This window comes from Actinoplanes derwentensis (assembly GCF_900104725.1).
Classification (GTDB): domain Bacteria; phylum Actinomycetota; class Actinomycetes; order Mycobacteriales; family Micromonosporaceae; genus Actinoplanes; species Actinoplanes derwentensis.
On record NZ_LT629758.1, the window covers coordinates 7616561 to 7640332 of the forward strand.

General features: G+C 69.0%; 27 protein-coding genes. 6 read left to right on the forward strand and 21 right to left on the reverse strand.

What is annotated here, in order from left to right; translation table 11 throughout:
• Positions 1–69: 69 nt before the first annotated feature.
• Positions 70–810, reverse strand: a complete 741-nt coding sequence (locus BLU81_RS33710) for a hypothetical protein (protein ID WP_092550503.1) — start codon at positions 808–810, stop codon at positions 70–72.
• A gap of 259 nt (positions 811–1069) precedes the next feature.
• Between BLU81_RS33710 and BLU81_RS33715 the strand changes: the two genes are divergently transcribed.
• Positions 1070–2260 (forward strand): arginine deiminase, encoded by a 1191-nt coding sequence (locus BLU81_RS33715; protein WP_092550506.1) that lies wholly within the window; start codon positions 1070–1072, stop codon positions 2258–2260.
• A 36-nt stretch (positions 2261–2296) separates the two neighbouring features.
• Here BLU81_RS33715 and BLU81_RS33720 read toward each other — a convergent pair whose 3' ends face one another.
• From BLU81_RS33720 to BLU81_RS33760, 9 genes are all read right to left on the reverse strand, one after another.
• Positions 2297–3172, reverse strand: coding sequence for a DUF5926 family protein (locus tag BLU81_RS33720; RefSeq protein WP_092550509.1), 876 nt, complete (start codon positions 3170–3172; stop codon positions 2297–2299).
• Between the two features lie 60 nt (positions 3173–3232).
• Positions 3233–4441, reverse strand: coding sequence for a sensor histidine kinase (locus BLU81_RS33725; RefSeq protein ID WP_092550512.1), 1209 nt, complete (start codon positions 4439–4441; stop codon positions 3233–3235).
• An 84-nt stretch (positions 4442–4525) separates the two neighbouring features.
• A complete protein-coding gene (locus tag BLU81_RS33730; RefSeq protein WP_092550515.1) occupies positions 4526–5317 on the reverse strand; it encodes a glycerophosphodiester phosphodiesterase in 792 nt (263 codons plus the stop codon).
• On the reverse strand, positions 5314–5649 hold the full coding sequence (locus tag BLU81_RS33735) for a rhodanese-like domain-containing protein (protein WP_092550518.1): 336 nt from the start codon (positions 5647–5649) through the stop codon (positions 5314–5316). The genes BLU81_RS33730 and BLU81_RS33735 overlap by 4 nt, the downstream gene beginning before the upstream one ends.
• Before the next feature lie 28 nt (positions 5650–5677).
• Positions 5678–6850 carry an LCP family protein gene (locus BLU81_RS33740; RefSeq protein WP_092558017.1) on the reverse strand — a complete coding sequence of 391 codons (1173 nt, stop codon included), beginning with the start codon at positions 6848–6850 and terminating at the stop codon, positions 5678–5680.
• A gap of 111 nt (positions 6851–6961) precedes the next feature.
• Positions 6962–8134: an LCP family protein gene (locus BLU81_RS33745; RefSeq protein ID WP_092550521.1), complete on the reverse strand. Its 1173-nt coding sequence runs from the start codon at positions 8132–8134 to the stop codon at positions 6962–6964.
• 114 nt (positions 8135–8248) lie between these two features.
• Complete coding sequence (locus BLU81_RS33750) at positions 8249–9925, reverse strand: solute symporter family protein (protein ID WP_092550525.1); 1677 nt, start codon at positions 9923–9925, stop codon at positions 8249–8251.
• Positions 9925–10281, reverse strand: a complete 357-nt coding sequence (locus BLU81_RS33755; RefSeq protein WP_092550528.1) for a DUF485 domain-containing protein — start codon at positions 10279–10281, stop codon at positions 9925–9927. The genes BLU81_RS33750 and BLU81_RS33755 overlap by 1 nt, the downstream gene beginning before the upstream one ends.
• 119 nt (positions 10282–10400) lie before the next feature.
• A complete protein-coding gene (locus BLU81_RS33760) occupies positions 10401–10925 on the reverse strand; it encodes a flavin reductase family protein (protein ID WP_092550530.1) in 525 nt (174 codons plus the stop codon).
• Positions 10926–10997: 72 nt separating this feature from the next.
• Here BLU81_RS33760 and BLU81_RS33765 point away from each other — a divergent pair, with 72 nt between their 5' ends.
• Positions 10998–11273, forward strand: coding sequence for a hypothetical protein (locus tag BLU81_RS33765; protein ID WP_172890670.1), 276 nt, complete (start codon positions 10998–11000; stop codon positions 11271–11273).
• Here the strand turns inward: BLU81_RS33765 and BLU81_RS33770 are convergent.
• From BLU81_RS33770 to soxR, 8 genes are all read right to left on the reverse strand, one after another.
• On the reverse strand, positions 11270–12856 hold the full coding sequence (locus tag BLU81_RS33770) for an ABC transporter permease (protein WP_231953631.1): 1587 nt from the start codon (positions 12854–12856) through the stop codon (positions 11270–11272). The genes BLU81_RS33765 and BLU81_RS33770 overlap by 4 nt on opposite strands.
• A gap of 5 nt (positions 12857–12861) precedes the next feature.
• Complete coding sequence (locus BLU81_RS33775) at positions 12862–13641, reverse strand: ABC transporter ATP-binding protein (RefSeq protein WP_092550536.1); 780 nt, start codon at positions 13639–13641, stop codon at positions 12862–12864.
• Positions 13642–13700: 59 nt separating this feature from the next.
• Positions 13701–14372: an RlpA-like double-psi beta-barrel domain-containing protein gene (locus BLU81_RS33780; RefSeq protein WP_092550539.1), complete on the reverse strand. Its 672-nt coding sequence runs from the start codon at positions 14370–14372 to the stop codon at positions 13701–13703.
• A 64-nt stretch (positions 14373–14436) separates the two neighbouring features.
• On the reverse strand, positions 14437–16059 hold the full coding sequence (locus tag BLU81_RS33785; RefSeq protein WP_092550542.1) for a sodium/solute symporter: 1623 nt from the start codon (positions 16057–16059) through the stop codon (positions 14437–14439).
• On the reverse strand, positions 16056–16442 hold the full coding sequence (locus BLU81_RS33790; RefSeq protein ID WP_092550544.1) for a hypothetical protein: 387 nt from the start codon (positions 16440–16442) through the stop codon (positions 16056–16058). Before BLU81_RS33790 ends, BLU81_RS33785 begins: the two co-directional genes overlap by 4 nt.
• A gap of 31 nt (positions 16443–16473) precedes the next feature.
• Positions 16474–17499 carry a HAMP domain-containing sensor histidine kinase gene (locus tag BLU81_RS33795; RefSeq protein WP_092550547.1) on the reverse strand — a complete coding sequence of 342 codons (1026 nt, stop codon included), beginning with the start codon at positions 17497–17499 and terminating at the stop codon, positions 16474–16476.
• Complete coding sequence (locus BLU81_RS33800; protein ID WP_092550550.1) at positions 17496–18188, reverse strand: response regulator transcription factor; 693 nt, start codon at positions 18186–18188, stop codon at positions 17496–17498. Before BLU81_RS33800 ends, BLU81_RS33795 begins: the two co-directional genes overlap by 4 nt.
• Before the next feature lie 483 nt (positions 18189–18671).
• Entirely contained in the window at positions 18672–19115 is a 444-nt protein-coding gene (soxR, locus tag BLU81_RS33810; protein WP_092550553.1) for a redox-sensitive transcriptional activator SoxR, read from the reverse strand.
• Positions 19116–19160: 45 nt separating this feature from the next.
• Here soxR and BLU81_RS33815 point away from each other — a divergent pair, with 45 nt between their 5' ends.
• A complete protein-coding gene (locus BLU81_RS33815) occupies positions 19161–19826 on the forward strand; it encodes a thiamine pyrophosphate-dependent enzyme (protein ID WP_092550556.1) in 666 nt (221 codons plus the stop codon).
• Positions 19823–20689: a transketolase family protein gene (locus tag BLU81_RS33820; RefSeq protein ID WP_092550559.1), complete on the forward strand. Its 867-nt coding sequence runs from the start codon at positions 19823–19825 to the stop codon at positions 20687–20689. Before BLU81_RS33815 ends, BLU81_RS33820 begins: the two co-directional genes overlap by 4 nt.
• Here BLU81_RS33820 and BLU81_RS33825 read toward each other — a convergent pair.
• Positions 20686–21111: a hypothetical protein gene (locus BLU81_RS33825; RefSeq protein ID WP_092550562.1), complete on the reverse strand. Its 426-nt coding sequence runs from the start codon at positions 21109–21111 to the stop codon at positions 20686–20688. The genes BLU81_RS33820 and BLU81_RS33825 overlap by 4 nt on opposite strands.
• 107 nt (positions 21112–21218) lie before the next feature.
• Between BLU81_RS33825 and BLU81_RS33830 the strand changes: the two genes are divergently transcribed.
• On the forward strand, positions 21219–21626 hold the full coding sequence (locus BLU81_RS33830; RefSeq protein ID WP_092550565.1) for a PH domain-containing protein: 408 nt from the start codon (positions 21219–21221) through the stop codon (positions 21624–21626).
• Here the strand turns inward: BLU81_RS33830 and BLU81_RS33835 are convergent.
• Both BLU81_RS33835 and BLU81_RS33840 read right to left on the reverse strand, forming a co-directional pair.
• Positions 21619–22524: a rhomboid family intramembrane serine protease gene (locus BLU81_RS33835; RefSeq protein WP_092550568.1), complete on the reverse strand. Its 906-nt coding sequence runs from the start codon at positions 22522–22524 to the stop codon at positions 21619–21621. The two genes, BLU81_RS33830 and BLU81_RS33835, sit on opposite strands and share 8 nt — an antisense overlap.
• Positions 22525–22546: 22 nt before the next feature.
• Positions 22547–23071, reverse strand: coding sequence for a peptidylprolyl isomerase (locus tag BLU81_RS33840; protein WP_092550571.1), 525 nt, complete (start codon positions 23069–23071; stop codon positions 22547–22549).
• Positions 23072–23201: 130 nt separating this feature from the next.
• Here BLU81_RS33840 and BLU81_RS33845 point away from each other — a divergent pair, with 130 nt between their 5' ends.
• Positions 23202–23771, forward strand: coding sequence for a hypothetical protein (locus tag BLU81_RS33845; protein ID WP_231954914.1), 570 nt, complete (start codon positions 23202–23204; stop codon positions 23769–23771).
• Position 23772 lies beyond the last annotated feature (1 nt).

Genomic DNA, 23772 nt, shown 5'->3' on the forward strand with positions numbered 1-23772 from the left:
CTCCTCCTCGCTCCTCGTACGTCGATGGCCGGCGTCATGACGTCGGCCATCGACGGTTCGCAAGGAACGTTACCGGCGGCTCAGCCGCTTGTCAGCGGCCGTCTGTCCGTTACCGTACGAAGAGTAGTCGTGACCCGGCCGCCAAGGGGCGTTCGACCAGGTGCCCGGGTGGTGGGCGACAGCGGACAGTTTGTTCGCGGTGGCTGGGGAGATCTTCGCCCCACCGGCGATCAGGAGGCGATCGAGCTCCTTGTCGGTGGAGATCAGGCAGTCCTTCGGCAGGCCGTGGACGCTGATCACACCGTTACCGACGAAGGTGAGCACGGCGGTCACCGGGACGGAGAGCCCGACGACTGCGGAGATCGCCTTGGCGGCCCGGCGGGCGTCCCGGCGGGCCTCGGAGATGTACTCCGGGCGCTTGCCGTTGACCTGGACCACGTCACCGGCGATCAGGACCCGGGATCGGCCGTGATCGACCACGCTGACGGCGTAGATGCCGCCGGGGCCGATCGCGAGGAACCCGGCACGCTCGTCGGCGGGGCTTGGCTCGTAGTAGGAGTTCGTGGAATCGGTCCGAGGCCAGTCCACGATGTGCCAGTTCGGTCCGAGACGGTCCAACCGGGTGAGGGCGCGCGCACCGGCGGCCTCGATACGGCGGGCACCGCGTACGGCACGACGGCGACGTGCCCATTCGGCCGGGGTCGGCATCCGTTGGGTGTCCTCCATGAAGGGGGACGGATGCTGTCGGTCGACGGGTGTGAGGGCTTGGGAGTGCGCGGGTAGCGCGGAGCGGGCGGGGAAGACAGACACTGCGACCTCCGGCAAAAGGTCAGTTGGGCCTTCTTTTCCAACTACCGTACGTGCTTAGGCCCTCACGGAACAGGGCGACGGGTAGGAAAGAAAGGGGAATGAGTGTGGATGAATGCCATATTCACGACTACATCTTCTTTCGGATGGTGCATCACACCATCTCAAGCTAACCCCCGGCTCGGGTCGATGCATGGATGTCTCAAGATCTAGTCTCAACGTCACAGTCCGATAGCGCTCGGTGCGCGATAGGTTCAAGACCGTGTACGTCGACAGTGAAGTCAGCCGCCTCCGCACCGTGCTGCTGCATCGTCCGGCCGCGGAGCTCGCCCGATTGACCCCGCGTAACAACGACTCGCTCCTCTTCGACGGGATCCCGTGGGTCAGCCGGGCCCAGGAGGAGCACGACGCGTTCGCCGAGGCCCTCCGGAGCCGTGGTGTCGAGGTGCTCTACCTCGGTGACCTGCTCGCCGAGACGCTGACCCGGCCGGAGGCCCGGGCCGAGCTGACCGCGGGTGTCCTCTCGCACCGACGCCTCGGTGACGCCCTGCGCGCGAGCGTCGCCGGCTATCTGGCTGATCAGGACCCTGCCCGGCTCGCCGAGGTGCTGGTCGCGGGCCTGGCCCACGAGGAGATCAAGCCGGGTGGCGGCGGGCTGGTCTACGCGATGATGGACCGGCACGACTTCGTCATCGACCCGCTGCCCAACCTGCTGTTCACCCGCGACTCCTCGGTCTGGGTGCGGGACCGGGTCGCGGTCACCAGCCTGGCCATGCGGGCCCGCCGCCGGGAGACCACGCTCACGCACGCGATCTACCGGCACCATCCCCGGTTCGCCGGGACCGAGTTGCTCTTCGACCCGTCGCTGGAGCATGTCGAGGGCGGTGACGTCCTGGTGCTGGCGCCCGACGTGCTGGCCATCGGCGTCGGCGAGCGGACCACCCCGGCCGGGGCCGAGCGGCTCGCCCAGCGGGTCATCGCGGCCGGGCTGGCGCACACCGTGCTGGCCGTGCCGATCGCCCAGGAACGCGCCACGATGCATCTCGACACCGTCTGCACGATGGTGGACGCCGACGCGGTCGTGATGTATCCCAATCTCGCCGACAGTCTCCAGGCCTGGACGGTCACCGGCGGTCCCGGCGACGAGATCACGGTCCGGGGGCCGCGCCCGTTCCTGGAGGCGGCCGCCGACGCGATGGGCATCGACCGGCTGCGTGTCATCGACACCGGCCTCGACCCGGTCACCGCCGAGCGCGAGCAGTGGGACGACGGCAACAACACGCTCGCCATCGCGCCCCGGCTCTGCGTCGCCTACGAGCGCAACGTCGAGACCAACGCGCAGTTGGAGCGGGCCGGGATCGAGGTGGTCCGGATCAGCGGTTCGGAGCTGGGTTCCGGCCGGGGCGGGCCGCGCTGCATGAGTTGTCCCATCCAGCGCGACCCGCGGGGCTGACTTCAAGATCAAACCCTTGCGTGGGTACGCCCGGAGTCAGCGCAGTGTCAGCTGCCGCCCGATCAGGCCCTGTTTGGCCCGGCGGGCAGCCGAGTCCAGGGGCTCGTCGACGGCGAGGATGTCGGCGTACCGTTTGGCGAACGCGGCCAGCGGTGCCTCGAAGTCGGCGCCCTCCGGCTCACCGGGCACGTCCCAGACCGGCACCAGCAGGCCGTGCGCCCGGAACATGCCGGCGAACTTGGTGCCCTCGCCGAGCAGCAGGTCCCCGGACGCGGACAGCCGGGAGAGGGCGTCCAGCGCCTTGTCCTCCGGCTCGCCCAGCACCCAGCGGACGTGGCTCTTGTCCGGGGCGACCCGGCACCAGTAAGCAGCCTTCGCCGCGGCCAGCCGCACGGTCGGGTAGATCGAGGCGTTGGCCCGCTCCAGGGACGCCTTCACGGTGGCGTCCTTCATCTGGTCGGCGTCCAGCCAGTACTCGAAGCCCTCGTGCATGGTGATCTCGAGGGGGCCGTCGGCCAGGATGTCCTGCAGGCGCGGGCCCGCACCGGGCAGCGCCGGCACCTCGACGGTGCCGCCGGGCTCGGTGCCCAGGGCGCCCAGGATGGCCACCGCCAGGTCCCGGGAGACGTCACCGGACTGGATGTGCCGCTGGAGACCGATGAAGATCTGGCCGTCCTGGCGGGACATCGCCGGCCAGGCCATCGGCAGGACCGTGGAGAGGGTCACCGGGCGGTCACCGTACTCGGCGATGATCTCCGGTTTGAGGGCCAGCGGCGCGGACGCGGCCGGAACCAGCTCTCGAAGAGCCACCCACTCCGGCTCGTCGGCCAGGCCCTCGAACGGGCGGGCGACGAAGATGTCGCGCACCTTCGTCTTCGGGGTGGTTTCGCGGGACTTACGACGCTTGCTCACGGGGAACCAGCGTAAGCGGTACCTCTGGGAACCCCGTGACGTGGGCCACCACCGGTGCCGTCAGGCCCGGGGCAGGCGCACCTCGGCCACCGTCCCGCCGCCCTCCCGGGGACGCAGGGAGACCCACCCGTTCTGCCCTTCCACCAGGCGCCGGACCAGGTAGAGGCCGAGCCCGGCACCGGCCCGGTGGTGTCCCGAATCGGCCTGCCAGTACCTGTCGAAAGCGTGCTCGACGTGTTCCGGGGCGATGCCCTCGCCCCGGTCGGACACCCGGAACCGCAGCGTGTTGTCGTCGTCGGTGCCGGCGCACACCTCGACCGTGCTGTCCGGTTCCGAGTACTTCTCGGCGTTAGTGGCCAGCTCGGTCAGGATGGTGGCGATCGAGTCGCGGGTCCCGTACGCCTTGGGCAGATCGGCCGGCAGGTGCGCCAGCAGCAGCCGCTCCCGCAGATCGCCGGGCAACTCGGCGACCGCCTCCCGCAGTGCCTCCACCAGGTCGAACGGCCCGGCCGGAGTGGCGCCGACCGCACCGTCCTCCTCGCTGGCGACGGAGAGCAGCCGGTCCACCAGACGGGCCAGCTCACCGGCTCGGGCCCCGACCACCCGCACCGCCTCACGCCGGCCGGACTCGCCGAGGCTGTCCCAGTGGTGGGTGAGGGTGTCGGCGTAGCCCTTGATCACGGTGACCGGGGTGCGCAGCTCGTGGCTGGTCACCGCGACCCACAGGTCCCGGTCGGCGTCGCGGCGCACCTCCTCGGGTGCCGGCTCGCCGTGGGTCGGCAGCCCGGCCCGCAGGTGGTAGACCCGGCCGATGAAAGCCGCCAGTAGTTCGAGGACCGCGAGGTGCTCCGGGCCGGGTTCACCGGCCGGGGCGTCGAAGTAGACGTGCAGCGAGCCGAACACCACACCGGCGCCCTCGCAGCGGGCACCCAGCATGTGCCGCAGGTCGCCGCCCTCGATCAGCCCGGCGAACTCGTCGTTGACCGAGTCGAGGGGGACCGGGCCGAGCGGGACGTGCAGGCTCCGCCGGTCCAGGAGGCGATGCTCGACCCGGCGGCCGAGCGCGGGCGCGCACACTCCCGTGGCCGCGATGATCCGGCCGTGGTCGTTCGCGTACTCGGCGAAGCCGGCACCGCGGGCGCCGAGGGTCTCCTCGGCCAGCCGCACCAACTGTTCCAGCACGTCCAGGCCCGCGTCGCCGGAGTTGACGCGGTCGAGGACCGCGATCTGCCCCCGGGTCAGGGCCGCGTAGTCGGGACGGTCCGGCATGCTTGCGAGTTTGCCTCCTCCGCCGGGATTTGTGCAGACGAACCTAAGCGGATCCTTGAGAGCAACCAGATCGAGTGGTGCAGTTCACATCTGCGCCAACTGATCCAGTACGAACCGGGGACGGTCGGTGATCACGCCGTCCACCCGATGCTCCAGCACCAGTCGCAGATCCTCGGGCTCGTTGACGGTCCAGACGAACGTCCGGTGCCCGGCCGCCTTGATCGCCGGGAGCAGCCCGGGTTTCGCCCGGATCAGCTCGACGCCGGGCCCACCGGTCCGGGCGCCGAACGGTAGTCGACCACGGCTGACCCCGGGCGGCGTCATCTCCATCAGGTAGACGGTCGGCAGGTTGGGTGCCTGCGCCCGGACCCGGCGCAGCGCGAGTGCCGCGAACGACATCACGGTGATCTGAAGGTCGTCGTCCGGTTTCGGCTCGGCCAGCCCGTAGTACCGCAGCAGCGCGATCAGCCGGCGCTCGACCTCCGCGCCGTACCGGGACGGGTGTTTCGTTTCGATCAGCAGTTTCACCGGCCGGCCGCTGGAACGGAGCGTCTCCAGCAGCCGTTCCAGGGTCAGTAGCCGGGAGAGGTCGGGCAGCGCCGCGTCCGCCGGGTACCCGGGATGCCAGGAGCCGAAGTTCAGTGCGTCCAGTTCGGCCAGGGTCTTGGTGCTGACCCGGCCGCGGCCGTCACTGGTGCGGTCCAGCTTGCTGTCGTGCACGCAGACCAGGTGGCCGTCCCGGGTGAGCCGGACGTCGCACTCGACCCCGTCCGCGCCCTCGTCGAGCGCGCGCAGATAGGCCCCGAGCGTGTGCTCGGGCAGGGCGTCCGCGCCACCGCGGTGGGCGAAGACTTCAGGGCGGTACCGGGTGGTCACAGCACGCGAGCCGGCTGACCGTTGTCTGTCACCACGTTCTTGCCCAAGGCGGCCCAGGACTGCATGCCACCGTCGAGGTTGCGCACGTTGTCCCAGCCGTTGTTCATCAGATAGGCCACGACCTGGCCGGAGCGGCCGCCGGCGCGGCACACCACGACCACTTCGCCGTCGGTGGGCACCTCAGCCATCCGGGCCGGCACCTCCATCATCGGCAGGTGGTGTGCGCCGGGCGCGTGGCCGGCTGTCCACTCGTCGTCCTCGCGCACGTCGAGGAGGTAGGCACCGGAATCGACTTCATCAGCGGTCACGCTGGGAACCTGAGGTCCGAACACCAACCAAGAATAAGGGTTGGTGCTCGGGTTACTTCTCGTTGGCCACTACCTCGGGGTGGTCCAGGACGAACTCGGCGAGTTTGTCCTTCTTGACCGCCTCGAACATCTCTTTGCTGACGTCGTTGAAGACCTCACGACCGGCGGAGTTGCCGGAGAACGTGCCGCTGTTGGTCCGCAGCAGGACCATGTCGCCGGCGGCCACTCCGCTCAGCCCGAGCACGAAGTCGGCGATGTCGATGTCGCCGGTGTCCATCACCAGGGATTTGCCGGCCGTCTCGATCAGCGAACTGATCTTGAGCGGGTTGCTGAGGATGCCGCTCGACGTCGCCTTCTTCGCCATCGCCTTGATCAGCTGCTGCTGGTGGCGCTGGCGGTCGTAGTCACCGTTCTTCAGGCCGTACCGCTGGCGGGCGTAGTCGAGGGCCTCCCAGCCCTCCATGTCCCGGCAGCCGACCTTGTGCACGACCGGCTTCTGCGTCTTACCGGTCTTGCGGGCGTCGGCCAGATACATCGGCTTTCCGTCGACGTACACCATGTGCTTGGAAGTGACCTGCTGGTCGACGCACATGTGGACGCCGCCTAGCTCGTCGATGACGTTCTTGAAACCGCCGAAGTTGATGATCCCGGCGCCGTCGAAGCTGATGCCTGTCGACTTCTTCAGGGTCTTGGCGAGCAACTGCGCTCCACCGCCCCAGCCTGCGCCGTTCTGTGCGCCCCAGTAGAAGGCCTCGGTGGCCTTGACGGTGCCACCCTCCCATTTACTGGGCCCGAAGGCCGGTGTGTCGACCTCGGTGTCGCGCGGGACGGAGACCAGGTACGCCTGATCGTGGCTGGCCGGAATGTGCAGGATGATGATCGTGTCGGCGTGCACGGAGTCCTCGGCCCAGCGGGCCCGAGCGTCCACACCCATCAGGAGCATGTCGATCGGGCCGTCGATGGTGGCCCCGCCGCCCTCTTCCTCGGTCTTCTTGGCGTCACCGGTCAGATCGGTCACCGCGATCGTCTCGGTGGTCTTCTTGATCACCATCTTGGTGGCGACCACACCACCGCCGCCGGTCACCAGCAGGACCACGCCGAACGACAGGGACAGCTTCGCCCAGAGCGGGGAACGCCGCTTGCGCTCCTTCGGCGGGGCCGGCGGGACGGGTGCGGGAGCGAACCCGGTCCGCGCCGGCGGCTGCCGATCGGCCGTGACGGTCATGCGGCACTCCATGGATGGGTGTCAGGGGCTGCATCACCTTACGGACACTTTCCGGCCAACTGAAGGACTTTCGCGTTTCAGAATGAAGTCACAGTCAGTTGACAGGCGGCGCTACTTCTTCTTGGTCGGGTTTGCCGCCATCCATTCGTCCATTTTGTCATTGGCCACGGCTTTGTAGAGCGCCAATGCCTTCTCCCGGTCGGAAACGACCACGGACTGACCGTCGATGGTGTCGCTGCCCTTGTTCGGGCTGGTCAGGAACGTGAGGTTCTCGCCGCGGAGGCTCCGGAACTGCAGCGCCATGTCCTTCAGAGAGAACGTCTCGTCGACCGTGACGGCCTTGGTGACCGACGACAGGAAGTCGTTGAGTTTCACCGGATTGGTAAGCGTTCCGCTACTCGCCGCTTTGTCCAGCAGTGCCTTGAGGAAATCCTGCTGGTGCTGCATCCGGGCGAAGTCACCGCGCGGGAACTGCTTGCGCTGACGGATCCAGTCCAGGGCCTGCGCACCGTTCATGTGCATCATGCCCTTGGTGAACTTGCGGAACGGCTTGTGAATGGACGTGGTGTCCTGCTCCACCTTGAGGTCGACACCGCCGAGTGCGTCGGTGACCTCCTTGAAGCCGCCGAAGTCGATCGTCATGACGTGATCGATGCGCACGTCGGTCATGCACTCGACGGTACGGATCGCGCGCGGGACACCACCGAAGGCGAACGCCGCGTTGATCTTCGCCCGGCTGCTGGAGCTGCACGGCGCGTTGTTCTCGGTCGGGATGTTCACCCACAGGTCGCGGGGGATCGAGATCAGCTGCGCGGACTGGTGGTCCTCCGGCACGTGCATGAGGATCAGCGTGTCGGCGCGCCACTTGCCCGCCTGGTCCATCTTGGCGTCCGGGTCCCGGGAGTCGGTGCCGACCAGCAGGATGTTGAAGGCGCCCTCGACGGCCTTGTCCGGCCGGTCCGAAGTGATCTCGGTGAAGGCGTTGCTCCGCTTCAGATCGTCGTCCAGGCCGGAGACGTAGCCGTACGCGGTGATCCCGCCGACCAGGGCGAGGACCAGCAGGACGCCGCCGGCGACCATCGCGATCCGGCCCCACTTGGGCTGAGGGCGACGGCCCTTGCCGCCGCTGTAGGAGCGGCCGGTGCCGCCTGGGAGGCGGCCACCAGGGCCGCCGGGGCCCATGCCGTCACCACCGCGAGGGGGAAGGCCCTGGTCGGGACGCCCGGGCCCGGGCACGGACGCGCGTCCGGAGGAGTTGCCGCTGGGAGAGGTGGTGGCTGACATGTTTCCAGATTACGGAGTGCCGGGCGCTGATCCGCCGGGTCGTCGCCGCTTCGGCACGAAGGTGGGAGATGCGTGACGGCCTCGTCACGCATCTCCCACCTTCGACCCCGAGGGTCAGTGTGCTCCGTGGCCGGTCAGAGCCCGGACTTCGAGTTCCGCGTACTTCTCCGGGTCGGTCTCCTTCGACAGGACGGTGCCGAGCCAGCCGAAGAAGAAGCCGAGCGGGATCGAGATGATGCCCGGGTTGGACAGCGGGAAGAAGTGCCAGTCCTGGTCCGGGAACATCGCGGTCGCCGAGCCGGACACCACCGGGGAGAAGAACACCAGGACCACGGCGGAGATCAGACCGCCGTAGATGGACCAGAGCGCACCCGAGGTGTTGAACCGGCGCCAGAACAGGCTGTAGAGGATGGCCGGCAGGTTCGCCGACGCCGCCACCGCGAACGCGAGCGCCACCAGGAAGGCGACGTTCAGGCTCTGCGCGAAGATCGACAGGGCGATGGCGACCGCGCCGATGAGCAGGGCGGAGTACCGGGCGACCCGGACCTCGTCCCGCTCGGACGCGTTGCCCCGCTTGATCACGCTGGCGTAGAAGTCGTGCGCGAGGCTCGACGACGACGCCAGCGTGAGGCCGGCGACCACGGCGAGGATGGTGGCGAAGGCGACCGCCGCGATGACCGCCAGCATGATCGCGCCGCCGGTCTCCCCACCCAGGTAGTCGATGCCGAGTCTCTGGGCCAGCTGCGGGGCCGCGGTGTTGCCGGCCTTGTCCTGCGCGGTGATCTCCGTACCGCCCACCAGAGCCGCCGCGCCGAAGCCGAGGGCCAGGGTGAACAGGTAGAACGTGCCGATGATGCCGATCGCCCAGAGCACGCTCTTCCGCGCGATCCGGCTGGTCGGAACGGTGTAGAACCTGGTCAGGATGTGCGGCAGGCCGGCCGTGCCGAGGACCAGCGCGAGACCCAGCGAGAGCAGGTCCATCTTGCTGTAGAACGTCTTGGCCGCGTCGCCCGCGGTCTCGACGCCGTAGCGCAGGCCGGGTTCCAGGAAGGCGCTGCCCTTGCCGGACCGGGCGGCCGCGTCACCGAGCAGAGCCGACAGGTTGAACTTGTAGTGCGCCAGGACCAGCAGCACCATGATCAGCGCGCCGCTCATCAGCATGAAGGCCTTGACGATCTGGACGTACGTGGTGCCCTTCATGCCGCCGACCGTCACGTAGACGATCATCAGAGCGCCGACCAGGATGATCGTGGCGATCTTCGCGGTGTTCGCGTCCATGCCGAGGAACGTGGCGCCCGGCTTGATGCCGAGCAGCAGCGAGACCAGCGCACCCGCGCCGACCATCTGAGCGATCAGGTAGAAGATCGACACGACGATGGTGGAGACGCTGGCCGCGGTACGGACCGGGCGCTGGCGCATCCGGAACGCCAGCACGTCGGCCATCGTGAACCGGCCGGAGTTGCGCAGGAACTCGGCGACCAGCAGCAGCGCCACCAGCCAGGCGACCAGGAAGCCGATCGAGTAGAGGAAGCCGTCGTAGCCGTAGAGCGCGATCAGGCCGGCGATGCCGAGGAACGACGCCGCCGACATGTAGTCGCCGCCGATCGCCATGCCGTTCTGGAAACCGGAGAACTGGCGGCCGCCGGCGTAGAAGTCGGTGGCCGTCTTGGTCTGCCGGCTGGCCCAGATGGTGATCCCCAGGGTGATCACCACGAAGACCAGGAACAGGGTGATCGTCAGGGAGCGCGAGCCGCTGGCGTTGGCCTCGGCCGCGAACAGTTGTGGAGCCATCAGGCCTTACCCCCGTCAGTGGTGGTGGCCGCGGGTTCGGCGGTGCCGTTCTCCAGCGTGTTGTAGACGTCGTCGGCCAGCGGGTCCAGTTCCTTGGCCGCGTAGCGCGAGTAGAACCAGGCGATCAGGAACGTGGAGATGAACTGGAGCAATCCGAAGATCAGCGCGACATTGATGTTGCCGATCAGCTTGACGGCCATGAAGTCCCGCGCGTACGCGGAGAGCAGGACGTAGAGCGCGTACCAGACGATGAATGCGACCGTCGTGGGGAAGATGAAACGGCGCAGCCTGTGGCGCAGTTGGGCGAACTCCTCGGAGCGCTGGACTTCGAGGTATCTCTCGGCGGATGCCGGCACGGAATTTCACCACCTTCGTGGGGGCGGACCTTTCCGGCACCGTACGAAGGAGTGAGCCGTGTCACGGATAGCTGGTCGGGGTCTGCGCTGAGTGGCCGTCTGACTGCGCTGAGCGGCTATCAGGTCAGCTCGGAGTACCTTCCCCGGTAGTGGATCAGAGGTGCGGCACTTGATCCGGTATGGACCACTTCGATCACCCCGTCGAGTAACTGAGCCCACCCGCACGGGCGGTTCTCGTCCAGCCGGCACCCGGCCCAGGTGCCGGCCGTCGCGGGCACCGGCCCGTACTCGGTCTGCTCCCACTCCCCGCTCGCGAACAGCCCGCCCGGCGCCGGGAAGAGCCCGGCGAAACGATCGGCGAGCTGCCGGTCCGCGGGGCTCAACGGGATGACCGCGAACCGCCCGGCGCTCTGCACGGCGTCGAAGAAGTCGCTCTCCTCGTCGATCAGCCCGAGCACCCGCCCCGGCTCCCCGTCGGCGATCAACGTGGACGAGACGGTCAGGCCGGCGGGTCCGGGGGCGGTCCACAGGGTCACCGGCGACGCGAGACGCCCGCGCAGCCGGCGCACCGGCGACTTGCCGGGTTCCGGTACCGCGAACGGATCGGTGGAGTGGATACGGCCGCCCGGCTCATCGAAGCTCATCCGATCATTCTCCCGATTACAGATTGTGCACGACGCTATCGGCTTTAAGTGATCACCGCCTATTTTCAAGAGATGGCTCAGGTGGTGCTCCGTCCCGGTGACGTCGTCCACGTCGGCCCGGACGCGAGCGTGCAGTTCTCCGGCGACCGGGCATTGACCTTCCGAGTCATCCGGGTCGATCCACGGATCACCTACGACGGCTGGATCTGGCTGGACGGCTACGTGCTCGACGCCACCGGCACCGCGCTGCAGCGACGGCGCATCTTCGTCCGCCAGGAAGGGCTGCGCCCGGCCCAGGTCAACCGGGCCCCGGCGACCCGCAACGAGGGCCTGCGCCGGATCCGTTAGCGGGGCGTCACCGCGGCCAGCACCTCGGGCATCCGGCGGTCCAGCATGCTTGCGGCCAGGTGCGCGCCGAGCAGATAGGCCGCCCCGCCGTAGACCAGGCCCACCGGCAGGCCCAGCCACGGCCACCGCCAGGCGAGCAGCACCACCGGCAGCGCCCCGAACATCGCGCCGGCCAGTGCCGCCAGCCCGGGCAGCGCCTTGCCGATGCCGCCGCCGGAGGAGAGCGCGAACGGCCCGGTGGTGTCCGGCAACGCATAGGCGGCCCGCACCGAGATCGGCAGCACCAGCGCCAGGCCCACCCCGTAGGTCGCCAGCATCGTGCCGAACTGGGCCACGATCGCCTCCGGCCGCCCGGCCACCAGACCGGTCACGATCGCCACGAGCACCAGCAACGGCACCGTGAACAGGGCGTGCGCGGCCGCTCGCGAGTGCACCTCCAGGCGCCCCGGAACCCCGGTGGCCAGGTTGGTGGCGTAGGCGCTCCCCTCGTACCCGAACTGGTTTGCCAATCCGATCGGCGCGATGGCGCCGACCATGAACGCGAAACCCGTCGCCCCCACGCCGCCGCCCGCGAAAGCCGTCGAGAGCGGCAGGAACACCCCGGCCATCGCCAAGGTGACAAGTGCCGCCCGCCGCCGCGTCTCCCGCCACCAGTACCGCACCTCGCGCGCGGTCAGCGCGCCGAACCGGTTCCGCGGCGACCAGCGGAACAGCAGCTGAGTGACCGGGGCGCGGGTGTCCGCCGATCCGGTGCGGCCCGGCCCGGCGCCCGAGGCACCGGCCATCGCCTGCTCCAGCGTGCGGCCCCACCAGAGGAGCAGGCCGGTCACGGTCGCCAGCACGATCAAAAGCTTGATGGGTACGGCCCACGCCCGCCCGGCCGCGACATCCAGGCCCATCGAGTACGGCGCACCGAGCGGAGTCCACCCGGCCACCTCGGCGATCGCCTGGACCGAGGCCCAGTCCGCCTTGTCGAGCAGCCCGAGCAGCGTCAGCTCCAGCGGCCCGATCGACGCGGCCACCACGGCCAGCAGGATGGTGGCCAGGTCACGGGCCCGGCGGGAGCGCAGCGCGGTGGCGAACGCGCTGATCACCGCCCGGCTCAGCACCACGCAGAGGGCCAGTCCGGAGAGCGCGCCGAGCAGCCCGGCGAACGCTGCCGCGGGCCCGCCGAGCCGCGCGGCGGTATGCACCGTGCCGAGAGTGGCGGCGAAGGTGGCCAGCGCGGGGAGCCCGGCCAGAGCGGCCACCGCCAGTCCGGCGATCAGGGTCGGCCGGCGCAGCGGCAGCAGGGCGAACTGTGCCGGATCGAGAGTGTTGTCCACACCGAAGAAGAGCAACGGCAGAAAGAGCCAGCCGAGTACGAGTACCACGCCACCGAACGGAAACAGGACCTCGGCGATCTCGGGCCGGCCCAGCAGCCCCGGAACCGCGAACGTCGAGTAGCCGACGACCACAAAACCGCAGGCGGCGAGTGCTCCTAGTACGAACATCACGACCCGGGCCGGCCGGCCGCGCAGACTGTTGCCGGTGATCCGTGACTTGAGCCGGACGAACGACCAGATCGTTCTCGTCAGAGCCACGTTCCCTAGAGCCACGCGAGTTCCGACCCGGTGGCCACCCGGCCGCCGACGACCTGCACGAACACGTCCTGAAGCGAACGGTCGCCACGCACCTCGGCCAGCGTCCCGATCATCCGCAGCGCACCGTCCGACATGATCGCCACGTGTGAGCAGAGCTGTTCCACCACCTCCAGCACGTGGCTGGAGAAGACGACAGTGCCGCCGCCGGACACGTACCGCTGGAGAATGTCCCTGATCAGCGCCGCCGACACCGGGTCGACCGCCTCGAACGGCTCGTCCAGCACCAGCAGTCTCGGCGCGTGCAGCAGTGCGCAGGCCAGGCCGATCTTCTTCTTCATGCCGGCTGAGTAGTCGACCACCAGAGTGCGGTTGCCGGTGCCCAGTTCCAGCACTTCGAGCAGGTCACCGGCCCGCTGGTCGACGATGTCGGCGGGCATCCCGCGGAGCAGGCCGTGATAGGCGAGCAGTTCCGGGCCGGTCAGCCGATCGAACATGCGCACCCCGTCGGGCAGCACTCCGACCAGGGCTTTCGCTGCGGCGGGGGAGTGCCAGACGTCGTACCCCAGCAGATGGGCCTGGCCCTCGTCAGGCCGCAACAGGCCCACCGCCATGGAGAGGGTCGTGGTCTTGCCGGCCCCGTTGGGGCCCAGCAGCCCGAAGAACGAACCGGCCGGGACCTCCAGGCTCACCCCGGAGACCGCCAGCCGCGTGTCGAACCGCTTGACGAGCCCGCGCAGCGACATCGCCGGCGTGTCCTCGGGCTGTCGCTGTACCGGCACGCTCATGTCATCGACCGTAACCGGCCGGTGGGCGGTCCGAGAACAGCCGGACCGCCCGAACCTGGTCAGCCCACCCGCTCGATCACGGCCCGTCGGATCAGGAACTTCCCGGGCTCGCGGACCTCTTCGAAGGCCGCGTTGTTGAGCAGCACACAGCTTCCCGAGGTGGTCGCCACGGTGACCGTGATGCTCTTGTTGTTGTCGAGGTTCGTGACCTTCAGCCTGGTGCCGAGCGGGAAGGTGCCGCTGGACGCCGCCGCGGTGCCGCCCTCGCCGGAGAGGGTCACGGTCGAGCCCTTGCAGACCACGTCACCGGTGGCCGCGTTACCGCCGCCGTTGTCAGCGGGCGGAGGAGTCGTCGCGGCCGGGGGCTTTGTCGCGGCCGGAGGCGTGGTCGGCTGAGCCTTCGTCGGCTGGGCCACCGGGACCTCGGCGGCGGCGCCACCGCAGCCACCAGCCCTCTTCTGGAGGTTGATCTGGTCGATCACGGCCTGCCGGTTCGCGATGATCGCTTCGGTCTGGGCGTTCGGGTTGGCCCGCTGCTCGGCGATGAACTTCAGGTTGTTCTGGATCGCCTGGTCCTGGCCCGCACAGAAGGGGTTGCTGGTGGAGGCGCTGCTGAGCCCGGTGCCCACCGCCAGGCCGCCGCCGACGACCGCAGCCGCGACGAGGCCGATCACGATCTTCTTGTTACGTCCGCTGATGCCGCTGCCCGGCCGCCGGTAGGTGCGTCTCATGCCCTGGTTTACGAGGCCGGGTTCACCATCGGACGGGAAGTGAACCTTAAACATCCTTAAAAGCTCAACTCCGCAGCGACTCCGGGGCGTGCAACCGCAGCATCGTGGCACCCACGTTCGGTGGCACGCGCTTGCCGGTCGACAGGGAGACACCCACCATGACCAGGAAAGCGAGCGGTACGGTCCACGCCGCCGGCTGCCCCACGAACTCGGCGATCCCGACGTGCAGCGTCGGCCCCAGGACGGTCAGCAGCACCGAACCCACCGCCGCACCGCCACCGACGATCAACCCGGCGATCGCCCCGGCCGCGGTCAACCGCCGCCACCAGATGCCGAGCACCAGCAGCGGGCAGAAACTCGACGCCGCCACCGCGAACGCCAGCCCCACCACCCGCGAAACGTCCATGTCGGACACGAACAGCGCCAGCCCGGTCGGCATCACCGCGGCCAGCAGCGTCGCTATCCGGAAGTCCCGGATCGAGCCGCTGCGCCCGGGCTTCAGTACATCCGTGAAGATCACCCCGGCGACGCTGGTGAGCAGCCCCGACGAGGTGGACAGGAAGGCGGCCAGGGCGCCCGCGGTGACCAGGGCGCCCAGTAGCCGGCCGAGATGTCCGCCGCCGAGTGCCGCCTCGGGCAGCAGCAGCACGACCGCGTCGGTGTTCCCGGTCATCAACAGTTGCGGGGTGTAGATCCGGCCGAGTACCCCGTACAACGTCGGTAGCAGGTAGAACAGGCCGACCATCGCGAGCACCACGAGTGTCGTGCGCCGGGCCGAGGCGCCGTCCGGGTTCGTGTAGAACCGCACGAGCACATGCGGAAGCCCCATGGTCCCCAGGAACGTGGCGAGGATCAGCGAATAGGTGGTGAAGAGTCCTTCAGTACCGGGAAGCAGCCACGCGTCGCCGAACTCGGCGTCCACAGTGCTCACCGTCGGCACGGCGTCCCCGGCCGCGTACCGCAGCGTCTCTCCGGTCTTGACCTGGACTTTCCCGTCGAGAACCGCGTCCTGCTCGATCGTCACCGTGGTCGCCGTGTGGAAGACCGCGCCCTGTGGCGGCGTCACCGCCGGGCGGCCGTCGGACTGCCACTGCAGGATCAGGAAGATCATCGGCACGGCCAGCGCGGTCAGTTTCAGCCAGTACTGGAACGCCTGCACGAACGTGATCGCGCGCATCCCGCCGAAAGCCACGTTCGCGGTCACCACCACCCCGACGACCAGAGCACCCCAGGCGTACGAACCCCCGGTGAGCGTGGCGAACGTCAGCCCCGCCCCCTGCAACTGTGGCAGCAGGTAGAGACAACCGATGAACAGCACGAACGCGGTCGCCAACCGGCGCAGTACGGTCGACTGCAGCCGTACCTGGCAGAAGTCGGGCAGGGTGAACGCCCCGGACCGGCGCAGCGGCGCGGCCACGAACAGCAGCAGGGCCAGATAGCCGGCGGCGAACCCGACCGGGTACCAGAGGACGTCCACGCCGTAGCGGAGCACCAGTCCCGCCACACCCAGGAACGAGGCGGCGGAGAGATATTCACCGCTGATCGCGGCGGCGTTCCAGGACGGGCTGACCGACCGGGAGGCGACCAGGAAGTCCGAGGTGGTGCGGGCGAAGCGGAGACCGTAAGCGCCGATCGCCACGGTCAACAGCAACACCAGGACCAGGCCCGGAGCCAGGTATGGGTTCACTGCTCCGGCCTGCGGATCAGCGCCGCGAAGTCCTGCTCGTTGCGCTCGGCCCAGTGCACGTAGGCCGCACCCACCCCGACCAGGAACGGAAACGACAGCAGCCCGAGCAGCAGCCACGGCAGGTGGATCCCGAAGACCTTGAACCCACCGACGGCCGGCGCCGCGACGAAGAGCAGCGGCAACGTCCCGAGCCCGGCGACCACCACCAGCGACAGCCGCAGCGCGAGTGCCAACTGGGCCCGCATCAGGCCTTTGACCAGGGCTTCCCCGATCGGAGTCTGCTCAGCCAGATCGACCCGGCTCCGGTCGGTGCCGCCCCGCCGCCCGGCGGCGTCGGCCAGCACGACCCGGGTGCGCGGGCGTAGGGGCGGATCGACAGCCATGTCCGGCAGTCTGTCCGTCCCGCAGCGAATGTCAATACCGGTCCGACAGCGGAAGTCGTACCTGGATGTGGCAACCGTGCCGGCCGTCCGGCTCGACCACCGCGATGGTGCCCCGGTGCAGCTGCACCACCCAGCGGGCGATCGCCAGGCCCAGCCCGGTCCCGCCGCCGGTGGCGCGCTCGCCGCGGGTGAAGCGTTCGAAGACCCGGTCCCGTTCCGCGGCCGGGATGCCGTCACCCTGATCCACCACGGCGATCACCACCGACGTGTCCTGGCGTTCGGCGCGAACCGTCACGACACCGCCGCGCGGGCTGTGCCGGGCCGCGTTGTCCAGCAGGTTCGCGAAGACCTGATGCAGGCGCTCCCGGTCGCCGGGCAACACCAGGCGAGGAGCCGACACCTCGAAGGTCACGTCGTAGCCGTCGGCGTTCACCCGGGCCTCCCGGACCACCTCGCCGAGGAATTCCGGTACGTCGATCAGCTCCCGCTCCAACGGCACAACCCCGGCGTCCAACCGGGACAGGTCGAGCAGATCGGTGACCAGCCGGCTGAGCCGTTCAGTCTGCGCCAGGGCGGTCTTCATCGTGTCCGGTTCGGCGGTGGCCACCCCGTCGACGATGTTCTCCAGCATCGCCCGGAGCGCGGTGATCGGCGTGCGCAGCTCGTGCGAGACGTTCGCGATCAACTCCCGTCGTTGCCGGTCCGCGGCCGCCAGATCCGCCGCCATCTGATTGAAAGCGGACGCCAGCTCGCCCACCTCGTCCTGCGAACGGGTCCGGACCCGCCGGCTGTAGTCGCCGCGGGCCATCTCCCGGGCCGCGACCGTCATCTCCCGCAGCGGAACCGTCGCCCCGTGCGCCATCACCTGCAGCGTGACCAGGCCGAGGGCGGCGGCGATCGCGATCCACAGCAGGTCGACCCGGTAGAAGTCGATGCTCCACAGGAACACCAGCAGACCCGTCCCACCGGCGAACCCCAGCGCCAGCGACAACTTCGCCTTGATCGACCGGACCGGATCGAGCGGCCGCGGCAGATAGGCGAAGAGCCGGCGGATCATCGATCGACTTCCAGGGCATAACCGACCCCGTGGACCGTACGAATGAGATCGGCCCCGAGTTTGCGCCGCAGCGCCTTGACGTGACTGTCCACGGTCCGGGTCCCGGAGGCGTCCGCCCAGCCCCACACGTCGGCCAGCAGCCGCTCCCGGGGCAGAACCGTGCGCGGCCGGCCCGCCAGATGCACCAGCAGGTCGAACTCGGTAGGCGTGAGATGCACCTCGGTACCCCCGCGCAGCACTCGCCGCTCCGCCTGGTTGATCTCCAGGTCGCCGACGTGCAGCGCCTCCGGTTTCGCGGCGGCGGTCTGGGACGCCCGCCGCAGCAGGGCATGCACCCGAGCGGTCAGTTCCCGCATCGAGAACGGTTTCGCCATGTAGTCGTCGGCTCCCACCGCCAGCCCCACCAGCAGGTCAGTCTCGTCCCCACGGGCGGTCAGCATCAGCACCGGAACCGGCCGCTCCGCCTGAATCCGCCGGCACACCTCGAGCCCGTCGAACCCCGGCAACATCACATCGAGCACCACGACATCCGGCGGATCCTGCCGGGCAGCGGCCACCGCGCCGGGCCCGTCCCCGACCACCTGAACCCGGAACCCCTCACCCCGAAGCCGAGCCGCCACCGCCTCCGCGATGACCCGCTCATCCTCGACGACAAGAACCCGCCGCTCAACGGTCCCCACACCCACCATCCCCACTCCGGCCGGTGTGCCCCCGTGCCTCACCGCTCAGCGACCAGCAGCCTATTGGCCACTTGCGCCGCCTTGGCGATGGAGTTGTGAACAACCTGTGCAGGAGTCAGGGCGCGAGCTGCCCGATCGTCATGCCGACATCGCCGAGAATGCCCCGGAGACGGAGGGTAGAGGCGGCATCAGGCCGCGACAGTGATGGAAAGCTCCCGAGGGACGCCGAACTCCTGCACGAGTCCCGGTCAGTGCCACCCGAAGATCCTCCAGCGCGGCCTCCTCGGTCTCGCCCTCGCCGTGGGCACCCAGGCCAGGACGAAGTTGTGCATGGGCGCACCACACACCGTCTTCGTCACGCTCCACTACGACCGGCACCGTTACCGTTTGAGAATCGGCCACGAGCTCACCGTAGCGCGTTCGTTGATCGACTGTTAGTGCTGGTCAAACGCATAGTCGGCAGGTCGCCAGATGTCGATGGTCAAGCGGTTGTCAGTCGGTGGTGGGGTTGAGGATTCGCTGGGGGCCGGTGCCGCCGGCGGCCAGGCGGTCGCCCGGGTTGGCCAGTTTGCAACGTTGCAGGGACAGGCAACCGCAGCCGATGCAGCCGCTCAGTTCGTCGCGGAGGCGTTCCAGGACGGCGATTCGTTCCTGGAGACGGAAGCGCCAGCTCGCCGACAGGCGGGACCAGTCGGCTCGGGTGGGGGTGCGGTTCTCCGGGAGGGACGCCAGCGCGTCGCGGATCTCGTCCAACGACACCCCGACCTGCTGGGAGATCTTGATGAACGAGACTCGGCGGAGCTCGGCCCGGTCATACCGCCGCTGGTTGCCGCTCGTCCTGGAAGCGTGGATCAGTCCTTCGCGTTCGTAGAAGCGCAGCGCGGACTGTGCTACGCCGCTGCGGGCGGAGAGTTCGCCGATGGTGAGCGTCTCCACGGCACTCCTTGAGTTGAAGTGAACTTTAAGTTGCAGTCTAGGGGCATGACTGCTGTGACGACACCCCGACACTCGGTGCGGGAGCTGCTCAGCCGGGTGACCGGCGACGCGAAGCACGCACCGAGTGCGCACTCCACACTGGACGTCATCTGGGTTCTCTACGATCGGGTGTTACGCATCACACCGGAGACCGCCGACGAGCCGGACCGGGATCGTTTCCTGCTCTCCAAAGGGCACGGGCCGGCCGCCTACTACGCGGTGCTCGCCGCCAAGGGCTTCATCCCGGTGGCGTGGCTCGACGACGTGGGCGGCTGGGACAGTCCGCTCGGGCACCATCCGGACCGGGTGCTGATCCCGGGTGTCGAGGTCGGCACCGGCTCGCTGGGGCACGGGCTGGGCCTGGCCGTCGGCACGGCGCTCGGGCTGCGCGCCCAGGGCCTGGACAGCCGGACGTTCGTGCTGCTCGGTGACGCGGAACTGGACGAGGGCTCGAATCATGAGGCCATCGCGTACGCCGCCGCCATCGGCCTGCCGATCACCGCGATCGTCATCGACAACCGGTCGGCCACCCACGGCTGGCCCGGTGGCATCCCGGCCCGGTTCCCGAACTGGGACGTGTCCGTGGTGAACGGGCGCGACCACGACGAGATCGAGACGGCACTCCGGCCCGCTCCGGCCGACCGGCCGCGTCTGGTGGTGGCGGAGGTATGAGAGACGCATTCGTCGACACCACGACCGCACTGCTGGCCGAGGACCCGCGTACTGCGCTGGTGCTCGCGGACATCTCGGCGAGCGCGTTCGAGGACGCGTTCCAGCGGCATCCGGACCGGGTGTTCAACGTCGGGATCCGGGAGCAGCTGATGGCCGGAGTGGCCGGCGGGCTGGCGCTGACCGGTCTGCGGCCGTTCCTGCACTCGTACACGCCGTTCCTGATCGACCGGGCGTACGAGCAGATCAAGCTCGATTTCGGGCACCAAGACACCGGAGCGGTGCTGGTCAGCATCGGGGCGTCCTTCGACGCCGCCGAGGAGGGGTACACCCACCAGTCCCCGGGTGACGTGGCCCTGCTCGACACTCTGGACGGCTGGACCGTGCACGTGCCCGGCCACCGCGACGAGGTGCCGTCGCTGCTGCGGGACGCGGCCCGCAACGACGAGCGGGTCTACGTCCGGCTCTCCACGCAGGAGAACGTTCGGTCTCATCCGACGTCGAGTGTGCTGCGGCGCGGCGGCCCGCTGGTGGTGGCGGTCGGGCCGATGCTGGACCCGGTGCTGGAGGCGACCCGGGACATGGACGTGACGGTGTTCTACACCAACACACCACGGCCGTTGGACACCGAGGCTCTGCGGGAGCTGGTGACCGAGGAGATCATCCTGGTGGAGCCGTACGCAGCGGGAACGTCGGCGCATCTGGTCGGTGCGGCGCTGAGCGACCTGCCGCACCGCGCCCTGTATCTGGGTGCCGGCCGGGCCGAGGTCCGGCGCTACGGGAACTGGCGTGATCACGCCCGCGTGCAGGGCTTGGACGCGGGCGGACTGAACCGGTCGATCGCTGACTTCCTCGGGACGAGCTAAGCGTAGGCGGGTACGAAGCTCTCGCGGACGAGGGCTTCGGCCCGCCACACGGTCGCCGGGTCGCCGAGCCGCATCCGGAACCGTTCGCGGACCCCGTCCATCGCGGTGATCGACAGTTCGAGGACTGATTTGGACAGGTCGATCCCCCAGGTCACGTCGCTGAGGTTCCGCAGGTTCGCGTTGAGGTGCAGGCGGAGCCGGTGCAGCGGCCGGCTCTCCCGGGTGACGACCAGGCGGCGCCGGGTCAGCAGCAGGAACCAGTCGCCGGACAGTGGGGCTCCGGGGCGTCCACAGCGGGCCACCAGAACCGCGGAGTCGTCGGGGTCCACACAGCTGCGGAAGATCGGCAGGTGCCGGTTCGCGGCGGGAGTGGCTCCGGCGGCTTCAGCCGCGGGGTGGAACGTACTTGAGAACACGTCCATGCAGTGTTAACGGAAGATGAATGACCGAAGAGGCGGCCCGGCCCACTGAATATCGAATTACAGCAGCGCCGGGCAGGTCATCGGAATCATTCTGGGATACTCGCCGGATGCAGTGGCGTGTCAGACCCGTCCTCCCGTTCGCCAAGCTGATCGTCGCGCTCACCATGCCGGCGCTGGCCCTGATCTTCGCCGAGGGCGAGTGGTCCCGCTGGGCCCTGGCACTGCTCGCGATGGCCGCCATCGTGGTCTGGGCGGCCCGCGACGTCCTGGTTCCGGTCCGCCTGGCGGCGGATCCGGCCGGCATCACGGTGGTCACCGGATTCGCCCGGCGCAAGCAGGTCCCCTGGTCACAAATCGAGCGGGTACGGGTGGAGAGCACCGCCCGCCGAGGCCTCCGCAGTGACTTCCTGGAGATCGACGCCGGTGACGCCCTCTACCTCTTCACCACCAACGACCTGAGCGCCGACCCGGAGTCGGTGGCGTCCTCGCTGGCCGGCCTGCGCGCGGTCAGTTGAGGATGCTGCTGGTCCGGAGCACCGCCGCCACCACGATCAGCACCAGGATCACCGAACAGCCGATCAACTGTTTGACGGCCCGGTTGGGGCGTGTCGCGTAAGCCAGAGCGGCAGCGGTGGCAGCACCCACGGCCAACCCGCCGAGGTGCCCGGCGATCGAGATGTTCGGGATGGTGAACGTGAAGATCAGGTTGATGATCAGCACCGACGTCATCGAGCTGGAGTCCCGCATCAACTTCCGGTTGATCACGATGACCGCGACGATCAGGCCGAAGGTGGCCGTGGACGCGCCGGCCGACGGCTGGTTCGGGAACTGGAAGACGTAGGCCGTCACGTTGCCGCCGATGCCGGCGAGCATGTAGAGCGCGGCGAACCGCAGCGGGCCGAGCTGGCTCTCCAGATAGCGGCCGAGCTGGGCCACCAGCATCATGTTGAGCAGCAGATGCAGGATGCCGTAGTGCAGGAACATCGCGGTGACCAGGCGGTACCACTCGCCGGTGGCGATGCCGTGCAACTCGCCATTGGGGTAGAGCGCGATGCCCAGCACCTCACCGAAGTCGGTGACCGGGGTGCCGCTGCCGAGCAGGCCCCAGCTCCCGCCGCCGAAGATCGCGCTCGGGCCGCCGAGCACCGCTGACCCGACCATCACCAGCGAGTTGACCACGATGATCGCGGTCGTCACGTAGCCGAGCTGGCCGGCGCGGCTCCCCCCGAAGGCGGTGCGCGCCGACCGCTGACCGCGGCGTCCCTCTTTGACACATTCCGGGCACTGGTGCCCGATCGTTGCGTCGTTCATGCAATCGGTGCAGATCGGACGCTCGCATCGACTGCAACTGAGCAGGGTCTCCCGGGACGGATGCCGATAACACACCGGTGTCGTCGAGGGAGCCTCACTCATGGCACCAAAGGTACCCGAGAGGTCAGGAGCGTTCGATCTCCACGCGCTGGATCACGACATCCTCACGGGGGCGGTCGCCCGGGCCGGTCGGCGTGTTCGCGATCGAGTCGACGACCTTGGCGGACTGCTCGTCCGCGACCTGGCCGAAGATCGAGTGGCGACGGTTCAGGTGCGGCGTCGGGCCGACCGTGATGAAGAACTGCGAACCGTTGGTGCCCGGACCGGCGTTCGCCATGGCGAGCAGGTACGGCCGGTCGAAGAAGAGCTCCGGGTGGAACTCGTCGGCGAACGTGAAGCCCGGGCCGCCGCGGCCGGTGCCGGTCGGGTCGCCGGCCTGGACCATGAAGCCCGGGATGACCCGGTGCGAGATGGTGCCGTCGTAGTACGGGCCGCTGCCCGGCTTACCGGTGCGGGGGTCGGTGTACGGCTTCGTGCCCTCGGCCAGCTCCACGAAGTTGCGGACCGTCGCCGGAGCGTGATCCGGGAAGAGCTGCACCCGGATGGCGCCGTGATTGGTGTGAAGGGTGGCGTAAAGATTCTCGGCCACGGGTACTCCCGTCATCGTGATGGGCTGTTCTCGTGCAATTCGGATCCTCCCCCATGTCATGGATCCGGCCGCGCGGGGGTACCCGAGAAGGCAACATGACGTGGGAGAAGACCACAGGAGGTGGGCACCGGTGTTCGAAACGATTCGCCGCCGTAACCGTAAGGCGCGCATGCGCAACGAGCTCGGCCAGAGCGTGGATCACTTCAAGCGTGCGGCCACGATCGCGGCAGCCGAGACCAGCTCGACCGTCGCGCCCCGGATCAACGCGGCCCGGGACCGGGTCCAGCCGGCCGCCACCGCGGCCCGGGCCACCGCTTCGCAGAGCTGGGACAGCGCGCTCGCCGCGCTGACCACCGCTTCGGAGAGCGTCCGGCAGGCCGGCAAGACCACCAAGAAGGTGACTCGCAAGCAGCTCAAGGTCCAGGAGAAGCAGGCCCGCAAGCTGCAGCGGAAGGCGGAGAAGGTCACCGGCCGGAAGAAGAGCCGGGCCGGAAGGCTGGCCGGGTACGCGCTGCTCGGCACCGCGGTCGGCATCGGTGCCGCCTACGTCGCCCGCCGTCGCCGTGAGGCGCAGTGGGAGGAGTACGAGCCCACCACGCGGACCGGGACCGACGACGCCTCCTTCGACCCGATCGAGCCGACCGTCTACACCACGGCCAACGGCACCGCGACCGACCAGAACAAGCCTGACCCCCGGTAAC